This is a genomic window from Polaribacter sp. KT25b, from assembly GCF_900105145.1.
In the GTDB taxonomy this organism is placed as follows: Bacteria; Bacteroidota; Bacteroidia; order Flavobacteriales; family Flavobacteriaceae; genus Polaribacter.
In genome coordinates this window covers 2,353,446-2,372,500 of record NZ_LT629752.1, presented here as the reverse complement: position 1 = coordinate 2,372,500, position 19,055 = coordinate 2,353,446, and the positions used below count along the sequence as shown (strand labels likewise).

The following is a 19,055-nucleotide window of genomic DNA, read 5'->3' as shown; positions in this document are numbered from 1 at the left end:
TTAGAACATGTTCCTTTAAAATGGTATTTTACGCTAGATAATCTACAAAAATGGGATATTTCTGTTGAGAATCCATCAGAACAAACTACTGATTTAGAAGGGAATATTACTACAGAAGAAATTGGTTTTGTTAGTAATACTTTTAGACATTTTGTATTAGGAGCAGAACTATTTCCTGAAAGTGCAATAAATTTAAGAATGGGTTATAATTTTAGAAGAGCGGCTGAATTAAAACTACAAGATATTAGAACTTTTGGTGGTGTTTCTGTTGGATTTGGTATAAAAATGAATAATTTAAAGTTTAATTATGCGTATTCTAAATTTCATTCGGCTACAAATGCTAGTACTTTTAGTTTACAATTGGATTTAAATAATAGATAAATGAAAAGAAAAATTACGATTGCTATTGATGGATTTTCATCTACAGGAAAAAGCACTATTGCAAAATTATTAGCAAAAAAATATAATTATATTTATGTTGATACTGGTGCAATGTATAGAGCTGTTACTTATTTTGCTATGAAAAATAAGTTAGTTAGTAAAAAAGTTTTAAATGAAGAAGTACTAATATCAAAATTAAAAGATATTAAATTAACTTTTAAATTCAATAAGATTTTAGGTTTTGCAGAAATGTTTTTAAATAATGTTAATGTAGAAAAAGAAATAAGAAGTCTTGCTGTATCTCAGTTAGTAAGTAAAGTGGCAGCTATTTCTGAGGTTAGAAGAAAATTAGTTGCAGAACAACAATTAATGGGAGTAAATGGTGGAATTGTTATGGACGGAAGAGATATTGGAACTGTTGTTTTTCCAGATGCAGAATTGAAATTATTTATGTCTGCTTCTGCTGATAAAAGAGCATCTAGACGTTATAAGGAATTGATTGATAGAGGTGATGATGTTAGTTTTGAAGATATTCTTTTTAATGTAGAAGAACGAGATAGAATTGATTCTACAAGAGAAGATTCGCCATTAATAAAAGCAGAAGATGCAATTGAATTTGATAATTCTGATATGGGAATTGAAGATCAATTTAATAAAATATGTACTTTAGTAGAGAAGAAACTTTTATAAAACAAAAGCTATTAAATAAGCTTAGCTCTGATTGTAAACTTTCTACTTCTCTCAAGACGGCTTCATCCTTTTTATGCTGATTTTTTTCAGCATAAAAAGATATAGTGTAAAGCAGTAAATAGCTTATCTAATAAAGCACTAATGAAAAAAGTTAAGTAGTTTATGGTATATTTAAGTATTTATGAGTTTGTAAAGAAATTTTCCATTTAGGATTTTTCATAACATAATCGACAATCTTTTCTGTCATTTTTTCTTTTTTACTCCATTCAGGTTGTAAATAAAGTTCACATTTTTCTCCTACTTTTGCAGCTTGTTCTTCTGCAAAATCAAAATCAGAAAGATTATGAATAATCATTTTTAATTCATCTGCTTCAGGGTAACATTCGGCTAAAGGAAGCTTCGTTTTCTTTGGAGATAAACAAAACCAATCCCATTTTCCAGAAAATGAATACGCTCCAGAAGTTTCTATATGTGTTTTAATATTATTTTTTTGAAGTTTTTCTGTAATATAATCCATAGACCACATTAAAGGTTCTCCACCAGTAATAACAACTGTTTTAGCGTGTTTTTTTACATTTTCTACAATAGTATCTGCCAATGTTGGTGGATGTAAATCTGCATTCCAACTTTCTTTAACATCGCACCAATGACAGCCCACATCGCAACCGCCAACTCTTATAAAATATGCAGCTGTTCCGGTATGAGCACCTTCACCTTGTATAGTATAAAATTCTTCCATTAAAGGAAGCATAGTGCCTCTGTTTACTAAATCTTTCGTCTTTTTATCCATCTTCATTAAAATCAACCAAAAAGGTTTTTAAAAGTGCAAAGGTAGTTTTTTGATTATCAAGAATAAAAAGAAAAATTAATTAATTATAATTTGCTAATAATCAAATGATTTTAGTAAATTTGCACTCCTTTTTACGATAACAGATTTATAAAAGGAAATTTATACAATTTATATAAAACAACTCTTGGCGTTTTATCGTTAAAAATCTGAAAAACAAAAAGATACAAAAATTATTTTCAGAAATGTCTGAAGAAACAAAAAACACTGAAGAGCAAGTAGTTGCTACTGAAGTACAAGAAAAAGCAACTCCAGCTGTAGATCCACAACAATTTTTAGCTGATTTTGACTGGCATAAATACGAACAAGGTATTGAAGCTGTTGATGAAGAAAAATTAAAAGAATTTGAAACAGCCTTAGTTGGTACTGTAGGTTTTGTTAACGAACGTGATGTAATTGAAGGAACTGTAATTAGAATTACAGACAGAGATGCAATTATTGATATTAACTCTAAATCTGAAGGAGTTATTTCTTTAAATGAGTTTCGTTACAACCAAAATTTAGCTGTTGGTGATGTTGTAGAAGTTTTAGTTGATAAAAGAGAAGATTCTTCTGGTCAATTAGTATTATCTCACAGAAAAGCAAGAGTAATTAAAGCTTGGGAACGTGTTAATAACGCACATGAAACTGGTGAAGTTGTTAACGGTTTCGTTAAATGCAGAACAAGAGGTGGTATGATTGTAGATGTTTTCGGAATCGAAGCATTTTTACCAGGATCTCAAATTGATGTTAAGCCAATTAGAGATTACGATCAATATGTAGAGAAAACAATGGAATTCAAAGTTGTTAAAATCAACCACGAATTTAAAAACGTTGTTGTATCTCATAAAGCGCTTATTGAAGCTGATATTGAATTACAGAAAAAAGAAATTATTGGTCAATTAGAAAAAGGACAAGTATTAGAAGGTGTTGTTAAAAACATTACTTCTTATGGTGTCTTTGTTGATTTAGGTGGTGTTGATGGATTAGTACATATTACTGATTTATCTTGGTCTAGAATCAATCATCCAAATGAGGTTGTAGAATTAGATCAAAAATTAAACGTTGTAATTTTAGACTTTGATGATAACAAATCTAGAATTCAATTAGGATTAAAACAATTAACTGCTCATCCTTGGGAAGCTTTAAATTCTGACTTAAAAATTGGAGATAAAGTAACTGGTGAAGTTGTTGTTTTAGCTGATTATGGTGCGTTTGTAGAAGTAGAACAAGGAGTAGAAGGGTTAATTCACGTTTCTGAAATGTCTTGGTCAACTCACTTACGTTCTGCACAAGATTTCGTGAAAGTTGGTGATAAAGTTGAAGCTCAAATTTTAACTTTAGACCGTGAAGACCGTAAAATGTCTTTAGGTATCAAACAATTACATCCAGATCCTTGGACAGATATTACTACTAAATTCCCAGTTGGTTCAACTCATACAGGTACTGTAAGAAACTATACTAATTTTGGTGTGTTCGTAGAATTAGAAGAAGGTATTGATGGTTTAGTTTATATCTCTGATTTATCTTGGACTAAGAAAATTAAACATCCATCAGATTTCGTAACTGTTGGTGATAAATTAGAAGTTCAAGTTTTAGAATTAGACGTAGAAAACAGAAAATTAAACTTAGGTCATAAACAAACTAAAGATAACCCTTGGGATGTTCATGAAGATACTTACGCAATAGGATCTACTCATGAAGGTGTCGTTAAAGAAAAGAATGATAAAGGAGCAGTTGTAACTTTTGCTGATAAAGTAGAAGGTTTTGCACCATCAAGATTCTTAGAAAAAGAAGACGGTACTACTTTAGAAAAAGGTGATAAAGTTAATTTTATCGTTTTAGAATTTTCTAAAGAATATAGAAGAGTAGTAGTTTCTCATACATCTTTATTTAAAGAACAAGAGAAAAGAAATGTGAAAGCAGCAGTTAAAAAAGCAGCAGAAGCAGAAAAAACTACTTTAGGTGATATTGGAGGTCTTGCAGACTTAAAAGCACAAATGGAAGCTAAAGCTAAAAAGAAAAAATAATTTTTCTTTAAGTTTATACTTTAAATATTTAAAAGCCGATACATTTTTGTATCGGTTTTTTTATGGAATACAGCAAGTTTCATAATTTGGGCGTTCCCAAAATGGCGGGATTTACATTGTATCTTTTTATTTTTGCCATTGCTAAGTTTGTTTTTTTTAAACTTTGGCAAACTCATAATTAATAAACAGATTACTTCGTTGCTCTCGTAATGACGTTTATTTAAAAACTATAAAAAGAATGCTATTTACTTTTATTTAAACACGAATTTAGAAACTTTTACAACATAGAGATGGTCATAGTAATTTTTTATTCGTTAATTGTTTTTTCAATTTTTATTAAACTTTTTTTCAAAAATTCATTTCCAATTCTAATTATTGCAGCCCAGATGATTATTTCTATAATTGTTATAATTAAAACTGAAATTGAAAAATTAATATTATAACCTTTCCAAAGTATCAAAGTCAGTAATATCCCACCTAAAACAGATATTAGAAATTGTTTCATTAATATTAATTCAAATTTTATTGAATTTTCATTAATCGTTATGATTCCAGAATCAATAGGTGTTAATTTTTTTTGAATGGTTTCCCAGCCATTTGATTCAAAACTATATATTTTTTTCAATCTACATTTTACTTTAGATATCCAATCTGTTTTATACTTATTAGTAAAATATAAATTCAAAATTTGAATAATTTTATCTTCAGATAATGATTCATTTTTCGCAATACTCTTTGTTATTTTAATCATCCAAGCTTTAATTTATATAATGTATAAAGTGCCATTTCTATTTTGCTCAATTTGTAATAACTAAATAGTTTTATCTAGATAAGATTGCATTCCTTTTATTTTTAAACCACTTTGTAAGTTCTTTAGAATTAATTCTGGTTCTTGTCTTTATCAGTGAAGTTATCTAATGTCTTTTATCGAACATTATAATTTACTGTAATTTAAAAACTTTTATTTTAAAGAATCAGAATTTAAAAGAAAAACAGCATTTGCTAAAAACAGCTTTCCATTATTCCAAAAAGATCTAAGTAAAATATTATCAACTAAATAAACAATACTTCCGCGTCCTTTTTGTTGTTCTCCAAATAATAAAGATTCCGGAATATTTTTTACAGCTTGGCTGCCAGCGTAACCAGAAACATTTTTAGCATCTTTATCAAAATAAGCAACATTAAAACCATCAATTAGATATTTGTAAGAATTGCTACTTAATTTTAAAGAAAAATAATCGCTTTTGTAACCAAAAGCTAACGGATGCGTTACATCTACTTTACTCTTAAAAATTGCACCTGTAATACGATTTTTAACTCCTTTTCTCTCAAGATCTGCATATGGAGTTAAATTAAATTTATTAGTATCTTTTTTTACTTCTTTACTTTTTACGGCAAATCCTTTTTTATCAGCAAAAGCATTTACAGCATTTCCCATAGTAATTAATGTGCCTCCAGAACTTATAAAACTTGATAATTTTTCTAGATTATTTTTGCTAAGAAAGCTACCGTAATATCCTTCAGGAATAATTAAAACATCATATTTAGAAAGATTTATACCACCAAAATAATCTGAATTTAAATTAGTAATTGGGTATTTTAACTCAGTTTCAAAAAAGTGCCAAACTTCTCCAAAATTTAAAGAAGAAGTTCCTTTTCCAGAAAGTAAAGCAACCTTTTGTTTGTTAATTGGTTTTACAGTATAAGAACCAAAATCTAATCCAGCATCTACAAAACCAGTTGCAACTGCTTGTACTTTTCTTTGATGATTATTGGCAATTTTAATTAATTTTTTATCAAAATCAGCAGTTCTATTATCATTTCTTAAGATGATTAACGAACCTCTATCATAGTTTTTGCCTTCTAATGAAAAAGGTTTTCCAGCAAAACGTGGTATTATATTTTGTTGTAATAAAGCGCTTAAAAATGCAGCATCTTCAATACTATTCCATTTAGAAATATAAGCGTACGCATTTTTATCAATAGTATTTATATTGTTTTTAATTGTAGTATTTGTTGTAGAACTTACTTTGTTTTTTGATGCAATTGCATCAAAACCATGTGCATAAGGAATTGACCAAGCTGTAATATCATAGGTTAAAGAATCGACTAATTTTGCTTTTGGTTCAAACAAAACTTTTACCATTTTACCTTTTGGTTGATTTGTATGAATTACTAAATCGCCATCATTAATAGTTGCTTTTTCTTCTTTTTGTGTGTTGTAATTATATCCTTTTACAGTTCCGTTTGTAGCGTATTCGTATTTAATTTCATGTATATCTAATAATCTTTTTAATCGATTCGTTTTATCTTGATTATCATTTTTTAATACATAACTTTTGTATTCAAAGTTTCTATTATCAAAGAATTTTTTAAATTCAGAGTTTAATTTTTCTGCATTTTTAGCAGCAATTTCAACTGTAGATAAACCAGTTGTTAAATGATGACTTGCTCTATCTTTTAAAGTTAAAACTTCGCCTTCATCAGTTTTAATTCCTAATCCAGCTCTAGAATGACCAGCTTGTTCATATGTCATACCAATTGCGCCCATAAAAGTAGGATACGTATCTCCATAACTTGGGTATAACAAATCGAAACTTTCTTTTGTAAAATATAACCAACCTTCTTTATCAAAGTATTTAGCATGATTTTTTCCTATCTGTGTTTGAAAATTTCGTTGCCAATCAGAAATTATTTCATGAAAAGGTTCTGCAGCAGGAGCAAAATAATAAGGACTATTAATACCTTGTTCGTGAAAATCTACATGAACATGTGGCATCCATTTATTGTAAACAGAAATTCTTTGCTGCGTTTCTACTTGTGTTGCCCAAACCCAATCTCTATTTAAATCAAATAAATAATGATTTGGTCGTCCTCCTGGCCAAGGTTCATGATGTTCTTTAGCGTCTTGTGCAATATTAAAAGGTGTACTTTTTACTTGATTATACCAATTTACATATCGGTCTCTTCCGTCTGGATTTACACAAGGATCTATAATTACAACTGTATTCTTTAACCACGTTTTTTTGGAAGTAACCAATTCGTAAAGTGTTAACATTGCCGCTTCTGTGCTAGAAGCTTCATTTCCATGCACATTATAACTAAGCCAAACAATGGCAGTTTTATTTTCTTGATTTTCGTCTAAAATACCTGCTTGAGATAAATTAGATTTTCTAATTTTTTCTAAATTACTACTGTTTTCTTCTGATGAAATTGTTGCTAAATACAAAGGTCTTTGTTCATTTGTTTCTCCGTATTTTTCTAGTTTAACATTAGATAATTTATTGCTTACATATAAAAAATAATCAACTACTTTATGATGTCTTGTAAAACGAGCACCAATTTCGTAGCCTAAAAATTCTGATGGTGATTTAATTTCTTGAGAAAAAAGGTTGCTAAAAGTTAGTAAAGAAAGTAATAAAAGAGATTTAAATTTCATGAAAAAAGTTTATATAAATATCAAAAATAAGGAATAATTTCTACTATTTATTACTGATGATTCTTAATCTAGTTAAAAATTTGTTAGATTGTTTTTCAAATTACGACAAAGCCTAAAATAATTGTATTTTTATCAAAAAAATAATCAACTACATGAATTCTTCTTTAGAGCCTGAATGTTACATAAACTGTGCACTTTAAATATGAAAGTAACACAAATACCTTTTCAAAAAACAGGTTTCTTCTCTAAAACAATGCACGATTATTTAGAGAAAAACGAAAACATAAAACCTTTTTACAATAATTTTCCTGATATTTCTGGATTTCATAATCAAATTGAAGAAAAGCAAAAATCATATAGATTACAATCAAGATTAACTTTGGTTAATGCTTTAAAAACACAATATAAATCGTTCGTTACATCAGAAAAAACTAGCGAAAATATTGAGTTATTAAAACAACAAAATACATTTACAATTACAACAGGTCATCAATTAAATTTGTTTACTGGTCCTTTATATTTTTTATATAAAATTATTTCTACCATAAATTTAAGCGAAGAATTATCAGAAAAATTTCCTGAACAAAATTTTATTCCAATTTATTGGATGGCAACAGAAGATCATGATTTTGATGAAATAAATTATTTTAATTTTAATGGTAAAAAAGTACAATGGAATCGTGAAGATGGAGGAGCAGTTGGCCGATTTTCTACAGAAGGTTTACAAGATGTTTTTGATGTTTTCTCTAATCATTTAGGGAATTCTAAAAACGCACAATTTTTAAAAGATTTATTTTCTGAAGCTTACTTAAAGCATACTAATTTAGCGGATGCAACTCGTTTTATTGCCAATGAATTATTTAAAGAACATGGTTTGGTAATTATTGATGGAGATGATGCGGGTTTAAAGCAATTATTTAATCCTTATATAAAAGAAGAATTAGAAAAACAAATTTCATTTCTAGAAGTTTCTAAAACGATTGTAGAACTTGAAAAAAATTATAAAATTCAAGTAAATCCTAGAGAAATTAATTTGTTTTATTTAGGTAATGATTTTAGAGAACGCATTATTTTTGAGGATAATATTTATAAAGTAAACAACACGAGTATTACGTTTACAAAAGCAGAAATTTTAGAAGAAGTTGATAAAAATCCAAAAGCTTTTTCGCCAAATGTAATTATGAGACCTTTATATCAAGAAGTAATTTTACCGAATCTTTGTTATATTGGCGGAGGAGGAGAAATGGCTTATTGGTTTGAATTAAAAGCATATTTTGAGAAAGTAAATATTCCTTTTCCGGTTTTGTTGTTGCGTAATTCTGTACAAATTGTATCAGAAAAACAAGCAACTAAATTAGAAAAATTAAATATTTCGTTTGAAGAATTATTTTTAAATCAGAATGAATTACTATCAAAAAAAGTAATAGAAAATTCAGAAATTAAAACTGATTTTAAAGAGAAGATTCAATTTTTACAAAATCAATTTTCTGATTTAAAAGAAGTTGCTAAAAAAACCGATGTTTCTTTTATAAATGCAGTAAATGCACAAGAAAGAAAACAAATAAAAGGATTAGAAAATCTCGAAAAAAGATTGTTAATTGCAGAAAAAAGAAGACAAAAAGACTTGGTTACTCGTATTACTATACTTCAAAATGAACTTTTGCCAAATCAATCTCTGGAAGAAAGACAGCGTAATTTTTCTGAGTATTATCTAGAATATGGAACATTTTTTACTTCCGTTTTAAAATCGTCATTAAAACCTTTATTGCTAGATTTTACCATAATTACATTGTAAATTTAGATTTTTGTTGAATTTTTTAATTTTCTTTTATTAAACTTGAATTTTAGGCCCCTAACTTTAATTATAATTATTTTAACTTTTTCTTTCTGTTCAAATAAAACAGATAGTCTTGAAATAAATATTAACAATCTAGAAGAAAAAATAGATCAAGCTTTTTTAGATTCAGAATTACATGATAATACTCAACCTTTAATTCCAGTATTATTTTTTATAGATAATCATAAAGTTAATTTTACAGATCCTTGTATTTTAAGTAAAATAAATCATTTAAGAGCATTAAAAAAATACACTTTAAGTAAATCAGAAGATTTTTTAGGAAATCTAAAAAAAGGAGTTGACGAGGCTGAGTTTTGTAATGATTATGCTGTTAAAACTGCGCTTAATAATCTTTTAGGAATTTTTTATCATGGTAAGAATAAAAATTCTTTATCGGTAGAATATTATAATAAAGCAGTTTATTTTGGCGAGTTAAATAAAGATAAAACCTTTGTTGTAGATACTTATTTTAGTCTTTGTCGTTTATATACAGAAGAAAATGATTGGAAAAGAGTTTTAATAAATGCAGAAAAAGGAATTATTGCAATAGGAAAAAGTAAATCAAAATTACCAAGATTAAAATATTTTCATATATTTTTAGCAGAAGCTAATATAAACTTAAGTAAATTTAAATTGGCAGAAGCTAATTTATTAATAGCTTCTAAACTTACTAATAAACTTGCAGACACTCTTACTACTATAAAAGAAGAAGAAGATTTTTTAAAATCTAGTAGACAAATATCTTTAACTAATGCCAAGTTAAATAGAAAACAAAAGAATTTTGATTTAGCTTATAAATATTTAAAAGCATCAGATTCATTGTTAATCTTAAATAATTTATCCCAAAACGAATTAAATAGAGCTTTTTTAAGCACAGAATCAGAACTAGAAGATAAATTATTAAAAAGTAATAAAGCGGTTATATTTAATCAAAAATTAATTCTTGTTGGTAGTATTTTATTTTTACTGATTTGTTTTTATCTAATATTTAAAAGTAATCAGTTTTCTAATAAATTAAAATTTGCTTTAAAAGAAAAAGATAAATTGAATGAAAAACTGCACAATAATTATGATAAATTAGAAGAAGTCCATTCTGGTTTAATTGCAAAAAATGCAGAAATAAACACGTTATTAAAATATAATGAACAAACATTATTTACAAAAACATTAAAAATTTCTAATTACAAAGATGCAGTTAATAATGTTGTAAAAAATATTGATAAACTTATAGAAAATAAAGAAACTATAGAAAGTGTTAAAATGCATTCTGTTAATAGATCTTTGCAACAAGTTATTTCCGAAGAAGAAATTTGGGAAGATTTTAAAATAGAGTTTGAAAAAAACAGACCCGATTTTTTTGAAAAACTAATAACAAAATGCGAAAGCTTGTCTATAACAGAACAGAAGCATTGTGCCTATGTTGCTGTAAATTTAAAAAGTAAAGAAGTTGCGAGTATTTTAAATTTGTCTCCTAGAAGTGTAGAAACTACAAGATATAGAATTAAGAAAAAATTAGAATTAGAGGAGTCGCTTCAAGGTTTTTTAAATGGTTTATAAAAAAATGCCATTTGAAAAAGTTTCAAATGACATTTATGAAATTAAAAGAATTGGGGGCTTTTAATATACATATAAATCTAATCAATCATTTTGGGTTATTAAAGCAATGTAGTATTAATGTAGTATGTTTGTACAGTGTGTATATTGGTTTTTAATTGTTTAATTAATTGTAAATTAATAACATAATTGTTTTAAATATCTTATTTATATTGATTGTAATTAAAGGTTAAGTAGTAAAAAAGACCTAAAAAGTCAAAAAAAGGTTGAAATTTAAGTATATTAAACAGTAAAATATGAAAGAAAAAAGCCTACATCCACAAAATAAATTTAATAAAGGTTATAATTTTGATGATTTAATTATCAAAAATCCTCAATTAAAAGAGTTTGTTTTAGAAAATAAATTTGGAGCAATAAGTATCAATTTTTCAGATCCAAAGGCAGTAAAAGAACTAAATAAAGCTTTGCTTTTTACTTTTGATAAAATTAAAGTTTGGCATTTTTCTGATGAAAATTTATGTCCGCCAATTCCTGGTCGTTTAGATTATATTTTGCATTTATCAGATTTACTATCATTAGAAAAAGAAATTAAAATTTTAGATATTGGTACAGGTGCAACTTGTATTTATCCATTATTAGGTGTTGCTCAATTTAATTGGAATTTTGTTGCTACGGATATTGATTTAGATTCTTTAGATGCAGCACAAGATATTATTGATGATAATAATTTAGAGTCAAAAATTGAATTGCGTCAACAGTTAAATGAGCAACAAATTTTAAAAGGAGTTCTAAAAGATGATGATTTATTTTCTGCTGTAATGTGTAATCCACCTTTTTATAAATCTGCAGAAGAAGCACAAGGCGCTAATAGAAGAAAAACCAAAAATTTAGGTAATAATGCTGTTAGAAATTTTTCTGGAAATAATAATGAATTATGGTTTCCTGGAGGAGAAAAAGCCTTTTTACATAATTATTTGTATGAAAGTTCTTTGTTTTCTAAACAAAGTATTTGGTTTACAAGTTTGGTTTCTAAAAAAGAAAATGTAGAAAGTTTACAAACGTCATCAAAAAAACTAGGAGCAAAAGAGTTTAAAGTAATTGATATGAATCAAGGAAATAAAGTTACTAGAGTTGTTTGTTGGCGGTTTTAGTAAGTGTTTTAAAGGTAAAAATGAAGAATTAATTTTTTTTAGTTAAAAACAATATCATTGATTTTATATTTTTTGCACACATAATGTAAAATTGAATAGACTAACATATGTACAAATAACAGACATATAAAAGCATACAACGGAACGCCTAAAAGTTGATAAGGCCAATAATAAGTCCAAACACCTAAATAAATTGTAATAACTTCGCCAAAAGCGGGTAATATTAAAGCTAATATTATTGCTAAAACAATTTTATTTTTTTGCGATTGATTAGATAAAAGCGGAATTAAATTGCGTTCTAATTTATACAAGTAATGAAAAGCTAACATCCAAGCAAATGGCAACCATAAAGGCAACTCTCTTGTAACTTTATTATACTCCCAATATCCATTAGAAACACCCCAAGTTTCACCAACAATTCCGCCAAAACCAGTTAATAACATCCCGATTAAAAGCAACCAGTTTTTGTTTGTTTTTGGTTTTATAATTTCTGTATAGATATTATGAAAAATTTTTAAAAGTAAAATAAAGGCAATTATAGCATCATATTCTTTTAAAACTCCAATAAAAATACCTGCAATAATTAATTTGGCAAGCGATTTTAAAATTTCTTTATAAAATTGTTTTTTGTTAGTGATCAAAATGTTGTTTTTCTTTTTTTAGTTTTTGATACCTTTTTTCGTGAATGCGAAAATCGATAAAGTAAGTAAATAGGTAATAAATAAAAAATGAAATGCTAAAAAGTAAAATGAATTTTAAAGATATTAAGTTTTTAAGACCATAATTTAAAATGCCCAAAAATATAGAAAAAGGAATTATAAAAATACAAGCTTGAAAAAAAGAATATTTATGTTTATTTTTTCTTTTATCGTTCCAATAATTTATAAAATTTTCGTTCTTTTTTTCATAATATTTCTTTGAATTCATAGCTTTATTACATCAACAAAATAAACACACATTTACCTATTTGTCAAAAATAAAAAAACCGAAACAATTTGTTTCGGTTTTTAAGATAATCTTTTTATAATCTTATAGATTAGGAATAACCAATTCTTGGCCAGGATGAATTACATCTGGGTTTTTTAAGATGTTTGTATTTGCATTAAAAATAACAGTGTATTTACCTGCACTACCGTAATATTGTTTTGCTATTTTACCTAAAGTTTCTCCACTTTTTACAGTATGATTTGCAAAAATTGTAGTGTCTGCTACTTTAATATCTGCCATAATATCTGTAGGGTTGTCGCCTCCAATTTCTTTAATTTTATCCCAAATTAAATTTTTTTCATATTGCGTAGCAGCAGTTCCTTTTACAATTAACTTTCCGTTTTCTTCTTTAACATCACCATTTTGAATGTTTAATTCTTGACCTAAATCTAGTACACTTTGATATTTTGCTTTCATATTATTGATTTTTGTTTAATATATAATTTTTTTATCTAATAGTTTTGACATCATCTACATAATATCCTTGTTGAGTTAAATCTCCATCCACTTCACCACCTAATTTTTCTTTTCTTCTCTGTAAATATATTTCTTCATAATCTTGTGTGTAATGAGCAGAAGTAACGACATTTAAATCAAATTTAATGGTTGTAAAAGTTTCTTTTTCTGTATTTGCTCTAATCATTATATAGAATTCTACATAACCAATATTTTTAGCACTGTCATAATCTAAGGTTATAAAGCCAAAATCATCCTTACCAATAGAATTACTTGGAAAATCTAGGGCAATACAACCACAAGATGCTTGTACATCATAAATAATTAAAGGAGCATTACCTCTATTATAAATTTTGTAAGTTGTGGAAATTTCTGAACCACGTAATATTGGATAATAGTGACGCTCTGGATCTTCAATTTCCATTTTGGTTTTCTCGACTTTGTCAATATCAGGTTTTCTTAAATCACAAGAAACCGTTATCAAAGCGATTAATAAAATAAAATATATATTTTTCATTGAAGTGATTTTTTAAATTTTAATTAAATATAATTTCATCACAAGCTAAAGCTTTTTTACCCTTTGTTATGCTTTTAGTTATTTTAACGATAAAAGTGTTTGGTAATTGTTCGTCATCAAACTTTGTAGGTAAATCTATAGATATTTCTTTTGTAGCTAAATCTGTGTTATCTACAGTAAGTTTTAATTTTTTTACTACTTTATAATTAGTGTCTAATATTTCAATTACACTAGGGTAAAATATAGCATGTTTTGTGTCTTGTAAAAATGAAAATGTTATTTTTTTAGATTCTTTAATTTGTTCTTTATCAATCTTTAATATTAAATCATCTATAGAGCAAATTAGCCAATTTGTATTATAATCTTTTAGACCAAATGCCGCATCATTTAACTTGCTTATATCTCTATAATCTTCATCTAATTTAGACAAAACTTTAAACGGTTTTTTGTAAAAATAATGTTTTCTTTTATGATATCTAAAAATATTTTGTCTCCAACTTTTTATGTAATCGTCTAAGGTGAATTTTAATTCATTGTATGTTTTTAATTTAGAAGATTTGCTAAAAGCAGTTAATCTATCTAATAAAAGAGCTGCTTCATTTTTTACAATTATTTGATCTTGTTTATTTAAAGTAGCAAAACCATAAGTACCTAAGCCATAATCTCTCATTATTTCTAATTTAAGAAAGGTTAGGGCAGTAGCAATTTTTAAAAACTCTTTATCATATTTGTTTTTCTCTGTATTAGCATCAAATTCTTCATAAAAACTAAAAAATAATTTAGGATCTAAATATTTTTCTATGGATTGATGAATGCCGCTATAAATACCTAATTCCTTTTTATTTATAAAAAATGAATTATTAACAAAAGAATAATAATTGGCTAATGCACCTGCTAATTTTTTTGGATATTTCTCATGAAAAAAAGTATCAATTTCATTGTCGATATTAATATTGGTATTCCATAAAAGTTTCGCAAATAAAGTAGCTTTTAAATCTTGAAAAGCACTGTAATCATATTCGCTTCCGTGCAAGAAAACACCATTAACACCAAGTTTTTTGTATAATTGTAAGTTAAGTTGTGTTACTCTTATTGATGGATAAATATCAAAGTAATTATCAAAATTTACGGTATAATCCCAAATATAAACGTTGTTAACGTAGCTACGCCATTTTTTAATATCGTTTTCAAATTTCTTATAATATTTAGAGAATTCAATAGGCACACCTTTTTGAATATTTATAGTACTGTAAAAAAGACCAACATTAGGTTCTGCTTTAAATTTAGGAATTTCTTTAACAGTAACATAAGCAGTTGTAAAAAATGATAAGTTTTTATAATTTTCAGCTAATTTATTTAAAAAAGTAAATATTGCTGGCGCTGCATCTTTTGTAGTATTTCCTACAGCTTTACATGTGTTACAAGTACATACAATATTATTATCATTTGGTAAAATCATGTATTTGTTTAATGCATGATCGCTTTCATATGTATTTTTAACATGTTCATTTACGTATTTAAATAAACTATCGCTTGTAAAACAATACTGATTTTTAACTCTTCTATTACCAAATTGAGCATAAACTGTTTCTGGTAAATTGTGTTTTTTTAGAATCTTAGATATATTATGCCCCCAAAGTCCCCATTCTAATTCTAAGTAATTTGTTTTATTCCAACCTCTAAAATTTGGGTCAAAATTAGTAGAAAAATATGGTTCTCTATATTCAAAATCTGGATAAGAGCAATGGCTAAATTTATTAGGAATTTCTATTTCATTAGTAATGGTATTTTCTATAACTTCTTTGGTTTTATCCTTAAATTTTAGCGGTGTATATTTTTGAAAAAAAGCATTAATTCCAAATACTAAATTTTGCGTATCAAATGCTTGTATTGTTATGTTATTATCTTTTTTATAAAAGCAATAATTTTCTTTTTGTGTAGGGTTTACTCTTAAAACAATGTAATTATAGTTGCTATTTAAACTATTACTTCTTTCTATATCTATAGAATGACCAGTAATTTTCTTAAAATTATTACGAAATTCATTTGCTGCTTGCTCAACAAATTTGTCTGCAGCAAGAGGAATATTTATTTTTGGATAAATTTTATGTTCTTTAGAATATAAGGGTGCATTTTTTTTTTGAGCACAAGAAGTAATGCTTAAAAAAATCATGATTATATAAATGCTTTTATTAAACATATGGAGGTAGAATTATTTATGTTTAGAATTTTGTTATTATTGATACCGATAAATTATATTGATTAATATAAGCCAATGCAGTGCTATCTGTTATTGGACTTTTAAAATTAATCCATGATCCATTTAATAAAAGCAATGTTTTTGCAGAAATATTATGTCCATAACCAGCACCAACAAGTACATTAGAAAAATCTAATAAAGCAGTTTCACCTTCTGGTAATTGATCGTTAAAAGGAGCGCTACCAAAAGAAACTATAAAGCTTATATAATCTTGTTTGGGATTAATATTTATTTTAGTTTGTGTGGCAAAATTAAAATACATATTTGCAGGATAATTCTCAACATCAGTAAATCCTGTAATAGCATTAGTTACACTAGTAGAATAGCCAGAAGAAGACATAAGCTGTAATTTAGCATTTAGCCAAATGTCTTCCCAGTTTTTAGACGCGCCAAGATTTAAGGTTATAAAACTAGAGTTATTTTGTAAATAAGAATAACGTAGTCCTGCTTGTGCTTCATACCCGTTTTTTAATTCTTTATATGCATTACCATATAATATAAATTTAGGAAAAAACTTTGATCCTAATAAAATACCAACATCAGCGTATAATGTTGGGTTAATAATTCTTGAGTAATTTAAACCACCTTGAACACCAACACCAGATCTTCTTGCAGCATAATTTAAATCTGCACCAAAGGTATTTTTATTATCATATTTATGAGAATAAGCTAAACTTGCTAAAGAAGTACTAAAAGGTAAAGAATCTGATGTAGCTTTTGTAAAAGAAGCAGCTAGTTTGTTTTTAAGTTCTGCTGCTTTAAGTATACTTAAAGAAGAATTCCATTCACTTCTTTCAAAAGGATCATCAACAACTCTAAATTTTTGATAATAATAAGCAGAATCATATTGCTTCATTAATTCAAATACAAGTCCTTTTTTATATTTTAAAAAAGTATCATTAGGATATTTTTCTATTTTTTCATTTATAATTTCTAAAGCTTCATCATTAGGTTTTTGAACAATATATAAATTAATCATTCTTTGTAAAGAATAGTTTTCTGCAGGATTTAGAGAATCAGACATATTATAATTTTCTAAAGCCTCGTCGATTAAACCTTCTTCCTCTTGATTTTTAGCTCTAAACCATAAAACTTCAGCTAAAGAATTTTTAATTGTTCTATCGTATTTATAAATTGTTTTTAATGAATCTAAAACAACTATAGCTTCATCATATTCTTTATTTTGAGCAAGTAGACCAGAAAGTTTTAATTTAAAGTTTTTATTTTGTGGATAAAAACTCAAAGCACTCTTGCTATAATTTATACCTCTTTCAAAATCAGGAATTGCAGAAGATGCATTAATTGCCATATCTAACAATCTTTTGTTATTGTTTTCTCTAGTTAACCCATCATCAATAACTTCTAATGCTTGACTATTTCGCTGTTCTTTTAGTAAAAAACTTGCATACTCTTCAACTTGTTGTACGTAAACAGCAGGATATCTTAAATTTAGAGGATATTTTTGCTCTAAACTTCTGGTAATGTCTAAAGCATCATCATATAATTCCATTTTTTGATACAAAGTAGATTTTCTTAAAAGGTAATCTGGATTTTCTGGATCCAAGCCAATTAATTTATCTATTTGATCTGTAGCTTCATCATATCTTTCTAAAGATAAAAGAATTCCAAATATTTGTTGTTCTGCAACTTCTTGAAAATCAGGAAAAGAAACTAATTCTACAAACATTGGTAGTGCAATGTCATATTGTTTATCTCCAACATATTCTTTTGCTCTATTGTACATAATATTATTGTATGCAGAAGTAATGTCGTCATCATTAGGAAATTTTTCATGCAATGCTAAAACCTTTTTTTCATAATTTTCATCAGTTTTAATGGGTTTATAAAGTTCCATCTCTTGAATTAATAATTTCTTACTATTCGGACTTTTCTTTATCGCTTTAGTTAAAAAATATTCTGCATCAACATCATATCCTTTTCCTAAAGCATTTTTGATAACATAATCTTGAGATTCTGAATTACCATTTAACTCTACTAATTTTTTATGTGTTTCATACGGATCGTTAAACTCATTAAAACCAGCAGTTTGTTGCATTAAGTAAGGCAATGTAATAGAATGAATATCTGGAAACTTGTCTTTAGGAACCTGTTTTGAGTCGTTTATAAAAGCAATTGCTTGTGCGTGCCTTCCTAATTGTTCTAATAAACCAATTTTTTTTTCTATTAATTGTCTATCATGCTCCATTACTAATAAAGCTCTATCTGTAAATTGTAATGCAGATTCTGGGTTTCCTTTTAATAATTCGTTTCTTATAATACCTAAGTATGCTTGTTTACTTTCAGGATTATTATCAATTACAATTTTATAGATTTCATTAGCATCATCATATTTTTTTTCTTCTAAGGCTTTGTTTCCATCGCCAATCATAATATAATTATAAGACTCTTTTATCTCTGTATCTTCTGGATATATTTGATAGATTCTTTTTAAAGCTCTTTCTGCTTCTTCAAAATTACCCATCTCTTTATAAATTGCAATTTTACGCAACCACCAAGTTTTACTGTATGGGGTTATTTCTAAAAGTTCATTTACAAAACAAATAGCATCAGAATATCTTCTTGTAGTTTGCTCAATATTAACCAGATATTTTAGAACTGTTGTGTTTTTTCTGTTTTTATCATAAACTTGTCTTAAAACGTATCTTGCAGTATCATATCTACCTAATTGTAAATTTGCAGCACCTAAAATAGTTTTTAAATCCTGATCTGTTGGAGATATTTGTAGACCTCTCCAGCTCATTTTTGCTGCTTTCGTAAAATTTTGTTCAGCAATATCTTTCTTAGCTTCCTGAAAATATAAATCGGAAGATTCATATACTTGAGCATAAACTTTTATTTGTGATAAAACAATCACAATAAAAATATATATAAATTTATTTACTTTCATATTCAATATTGAGGTAATT

14 protein-coding genes (1 of these 14 only partly in view) are annotated in these 19,055 nt (G+C 26.7%); 6 read left to right on the top strand and 8 right to left on the bottom strand.

The window, feature by feature from the left end; genetic code table 11:
• A protein-coding gene (gene porQ, locus BLT70_RS10270) for a type IX secretion system protein PorQ (protein WP_091894126.1) crosses the window boundary here: on the top strand, window positions 1-381 show its final stretch. 642 nt of this gene lie to the left of the window's left edge; 381 of the gene's 1,023 nt are visible here — the last part of the coding sequence; its start codon lies beyond the left edge, outside the window; its stop codon occupies window positions 379-381.
• Window positions 382-1,071, top strand: coding sequence for a (d)CMP kinase (gene cmk, locus BLT70_RS10265; RefSeq protein ID WP_091894124.1), 690 nt, complete (start codon window positions 382-384; stop codon window positions 1,069-1,071). It abuts the gene before it with no gap.
• Window positions 1,072-1,231: 160 nt separating this feature from the next.
• Here cmk and BLT70_RS10260 read toward each other — a convergent pair whose 3' ends face one another.
• Window positions 1,232-1,861, bottom strand: a complete 630-nt coding sequence (locus BLT70_RS10260; protein WP_091897613.1) for a 7-carboxy-7-deazaguanine synthase QueE — start codon at window positions 1,859-1,861, stop codon at window positions 1,232-1,234.
• Window positions 1,862-2,103: 242 nt separating this feature from the next.
• On the opposite strand from BLT70_RS10260, the gene rpsA reads away from it, so the two are divergent.
• Window positions 2,104-3,927: a 30S ribosomal protein S1 gene (rpsA, locus tag BLT70_RS10255; protein WP_091894122.1), complete on the top strand. Its 1,824-nt coding sequence runs from the start codon at window positions 2,104-2,106 to the stop codon at window positions 3,925-3,927.
• A 307-nt stretch (window positions 3,928-4,234) separates the two neighbouring features.
• Here the strand turns inward: rpsA and BLT70_RS10250 are convergent, their stop codons facing one another.
• Together BLT70_RS10250 and BLT70_RS10245 are read right to left on the bottom strand one after the other, a co-directional pair.
• A complete protein-coding gene (locus BLT70_RS10250; protein WP_091894120.1) occupies window positions 4,235-4,678 on the bottom strand; it encodes a hypothetical protein in 444 nt (147 codons plus the stop codon).
• A gap of 210 nt (window positions 4,679-4,888) precedes the next feature.
• Window positions 4,889-7,366: a M14 family metallopeptidase gene (locus BLT70_RS10245; RefSeq protein WP_091894116.1), complete on the bottom strand. Its 2,478-nt coding sequence runs from the start codon at window positions 7,364-7,366 to the stop codon at window positions 4,889-4,891.
• A gap of 202 nt (window positions 7,367-7,568) precedes the next feature.
• On the opposite strand from BLT70_RS10245, the gene bshC reads away from it, so the two are divergent.
• The 3 genes from bshC (at window position 7,569) to rlmF (ending at window position 11,908) form a co-directional block, all read left to right on the top strand.
• A complete protein-coding gene (gene bshC, locus BLT70_RS10240) occupies window positions 7,569-9,161 on the top strand; it encodes a bacillithiol biosynthesis cysteine-adding enzyme BshC (RefSeq protein ID WP_091894114.1) in 1,593 nt (530 codons plus the stop codon).
• A gap of 42 nt (window positions 9,162-9,203) precedes the next feature.
• Window positions 9,204-10,760, top strand: coding sequence for a LuxR C-terminal-related transcriptional regulator (locus BLT70_RS10235; protein WP_091894112.1), 1,557 nt, complete (start codon window positions 9,204-9,206; stop codon window positions 10,758-10,760).
• Window positions 10,761-11,053: 293 nt separating this feature from the next.
• Window positions 11,054-11,908, top strand: a complete 855-nt coding sequence (gene rlmF / locus BLT70_RS10230; protein WP_091894110.1) for a 23S rRNA (adenine(1618)-N(6))-methyltransferase RlmF — start codon at window positions 11,054-11,056, stop codon at window positions 11,906-11,908.
• Window positions 11,909-11,946: 38 nt separating this feature from the next.
• Here the strand turns inward: rlmF and BLT70_RS10225 are convergent, their stop codons facing one another.
• The 5 genes from BLT70_RS10225 to BLT70_RS10200 all read right to left on the bottom strand — a co-directional run bounded on the left by BLT70_RS10225 (window position 11,947) and on the right by BLT70_RS10200 (window position 19,036).
• Window positions 11,947-12,549, bottom strand: coding sequence for a hypothetical protein (locus tag BLT70_RS10225; protein ID WP_091894108.1), 603 nt, complete (start codon window positions 12,547-12,549; stop codon window positions 11,947-11,949).
• A 388-nt stretch (window positions 12,550-12,937) separates the two neighbouring features.
• Entirely contained in the window at window positions 12,938-13,312 is a 375-nt protein-coding gene (locus BLT70_RS10215) for a LysM peptidoglycan-binding domain-containing protein (protein WP_091894104.1), read from the bottom strand.
• A 31-nt stretch (window positions 13,313-13,343) separates the two neighbouring features.
• Window positions 13,344-13,868 carry a DUF1573 domain-containing protein gene (locus tag BLT70_RS10210; protein WP_091894102.1) on the bottom strand — a complete coding sequence of 175 codons (525 nt, stop codon included), beginning with the start codon at window positions 13,866-13,868 and terminating at the stop codon, window positions 13,344-13,346.
• A gap of 19 nt (window positions 13,869-13,887) precedes the next feature.
• Window positions 13,888-16,041, bottom strand: coding sequence for a DUF4838 domain-containing protein (locus BLT70_RS10205; RefSeq protein WP_157691885.1), 2,154 nt, complete (start codon window positions 16,039-16,041; stop codon window positions 13,888-13,890).
• 49 nt (window positions 16,042-16,090) lie between these two features.
• Window positions 16,091-19,036 (bottom strand): tetratricopeptide repeat protein, encoded by a 2,946-nt coding sequence (locus BLT70_RS10200; protein WP_091894098.1) that lies wholly within the window; start codon window positions 19,034-19,036, stop codon window positions 16,091-16,093.
• Between the last annotated feature and the right edge of the window lie 19 nt (window positions 19,037-19,055).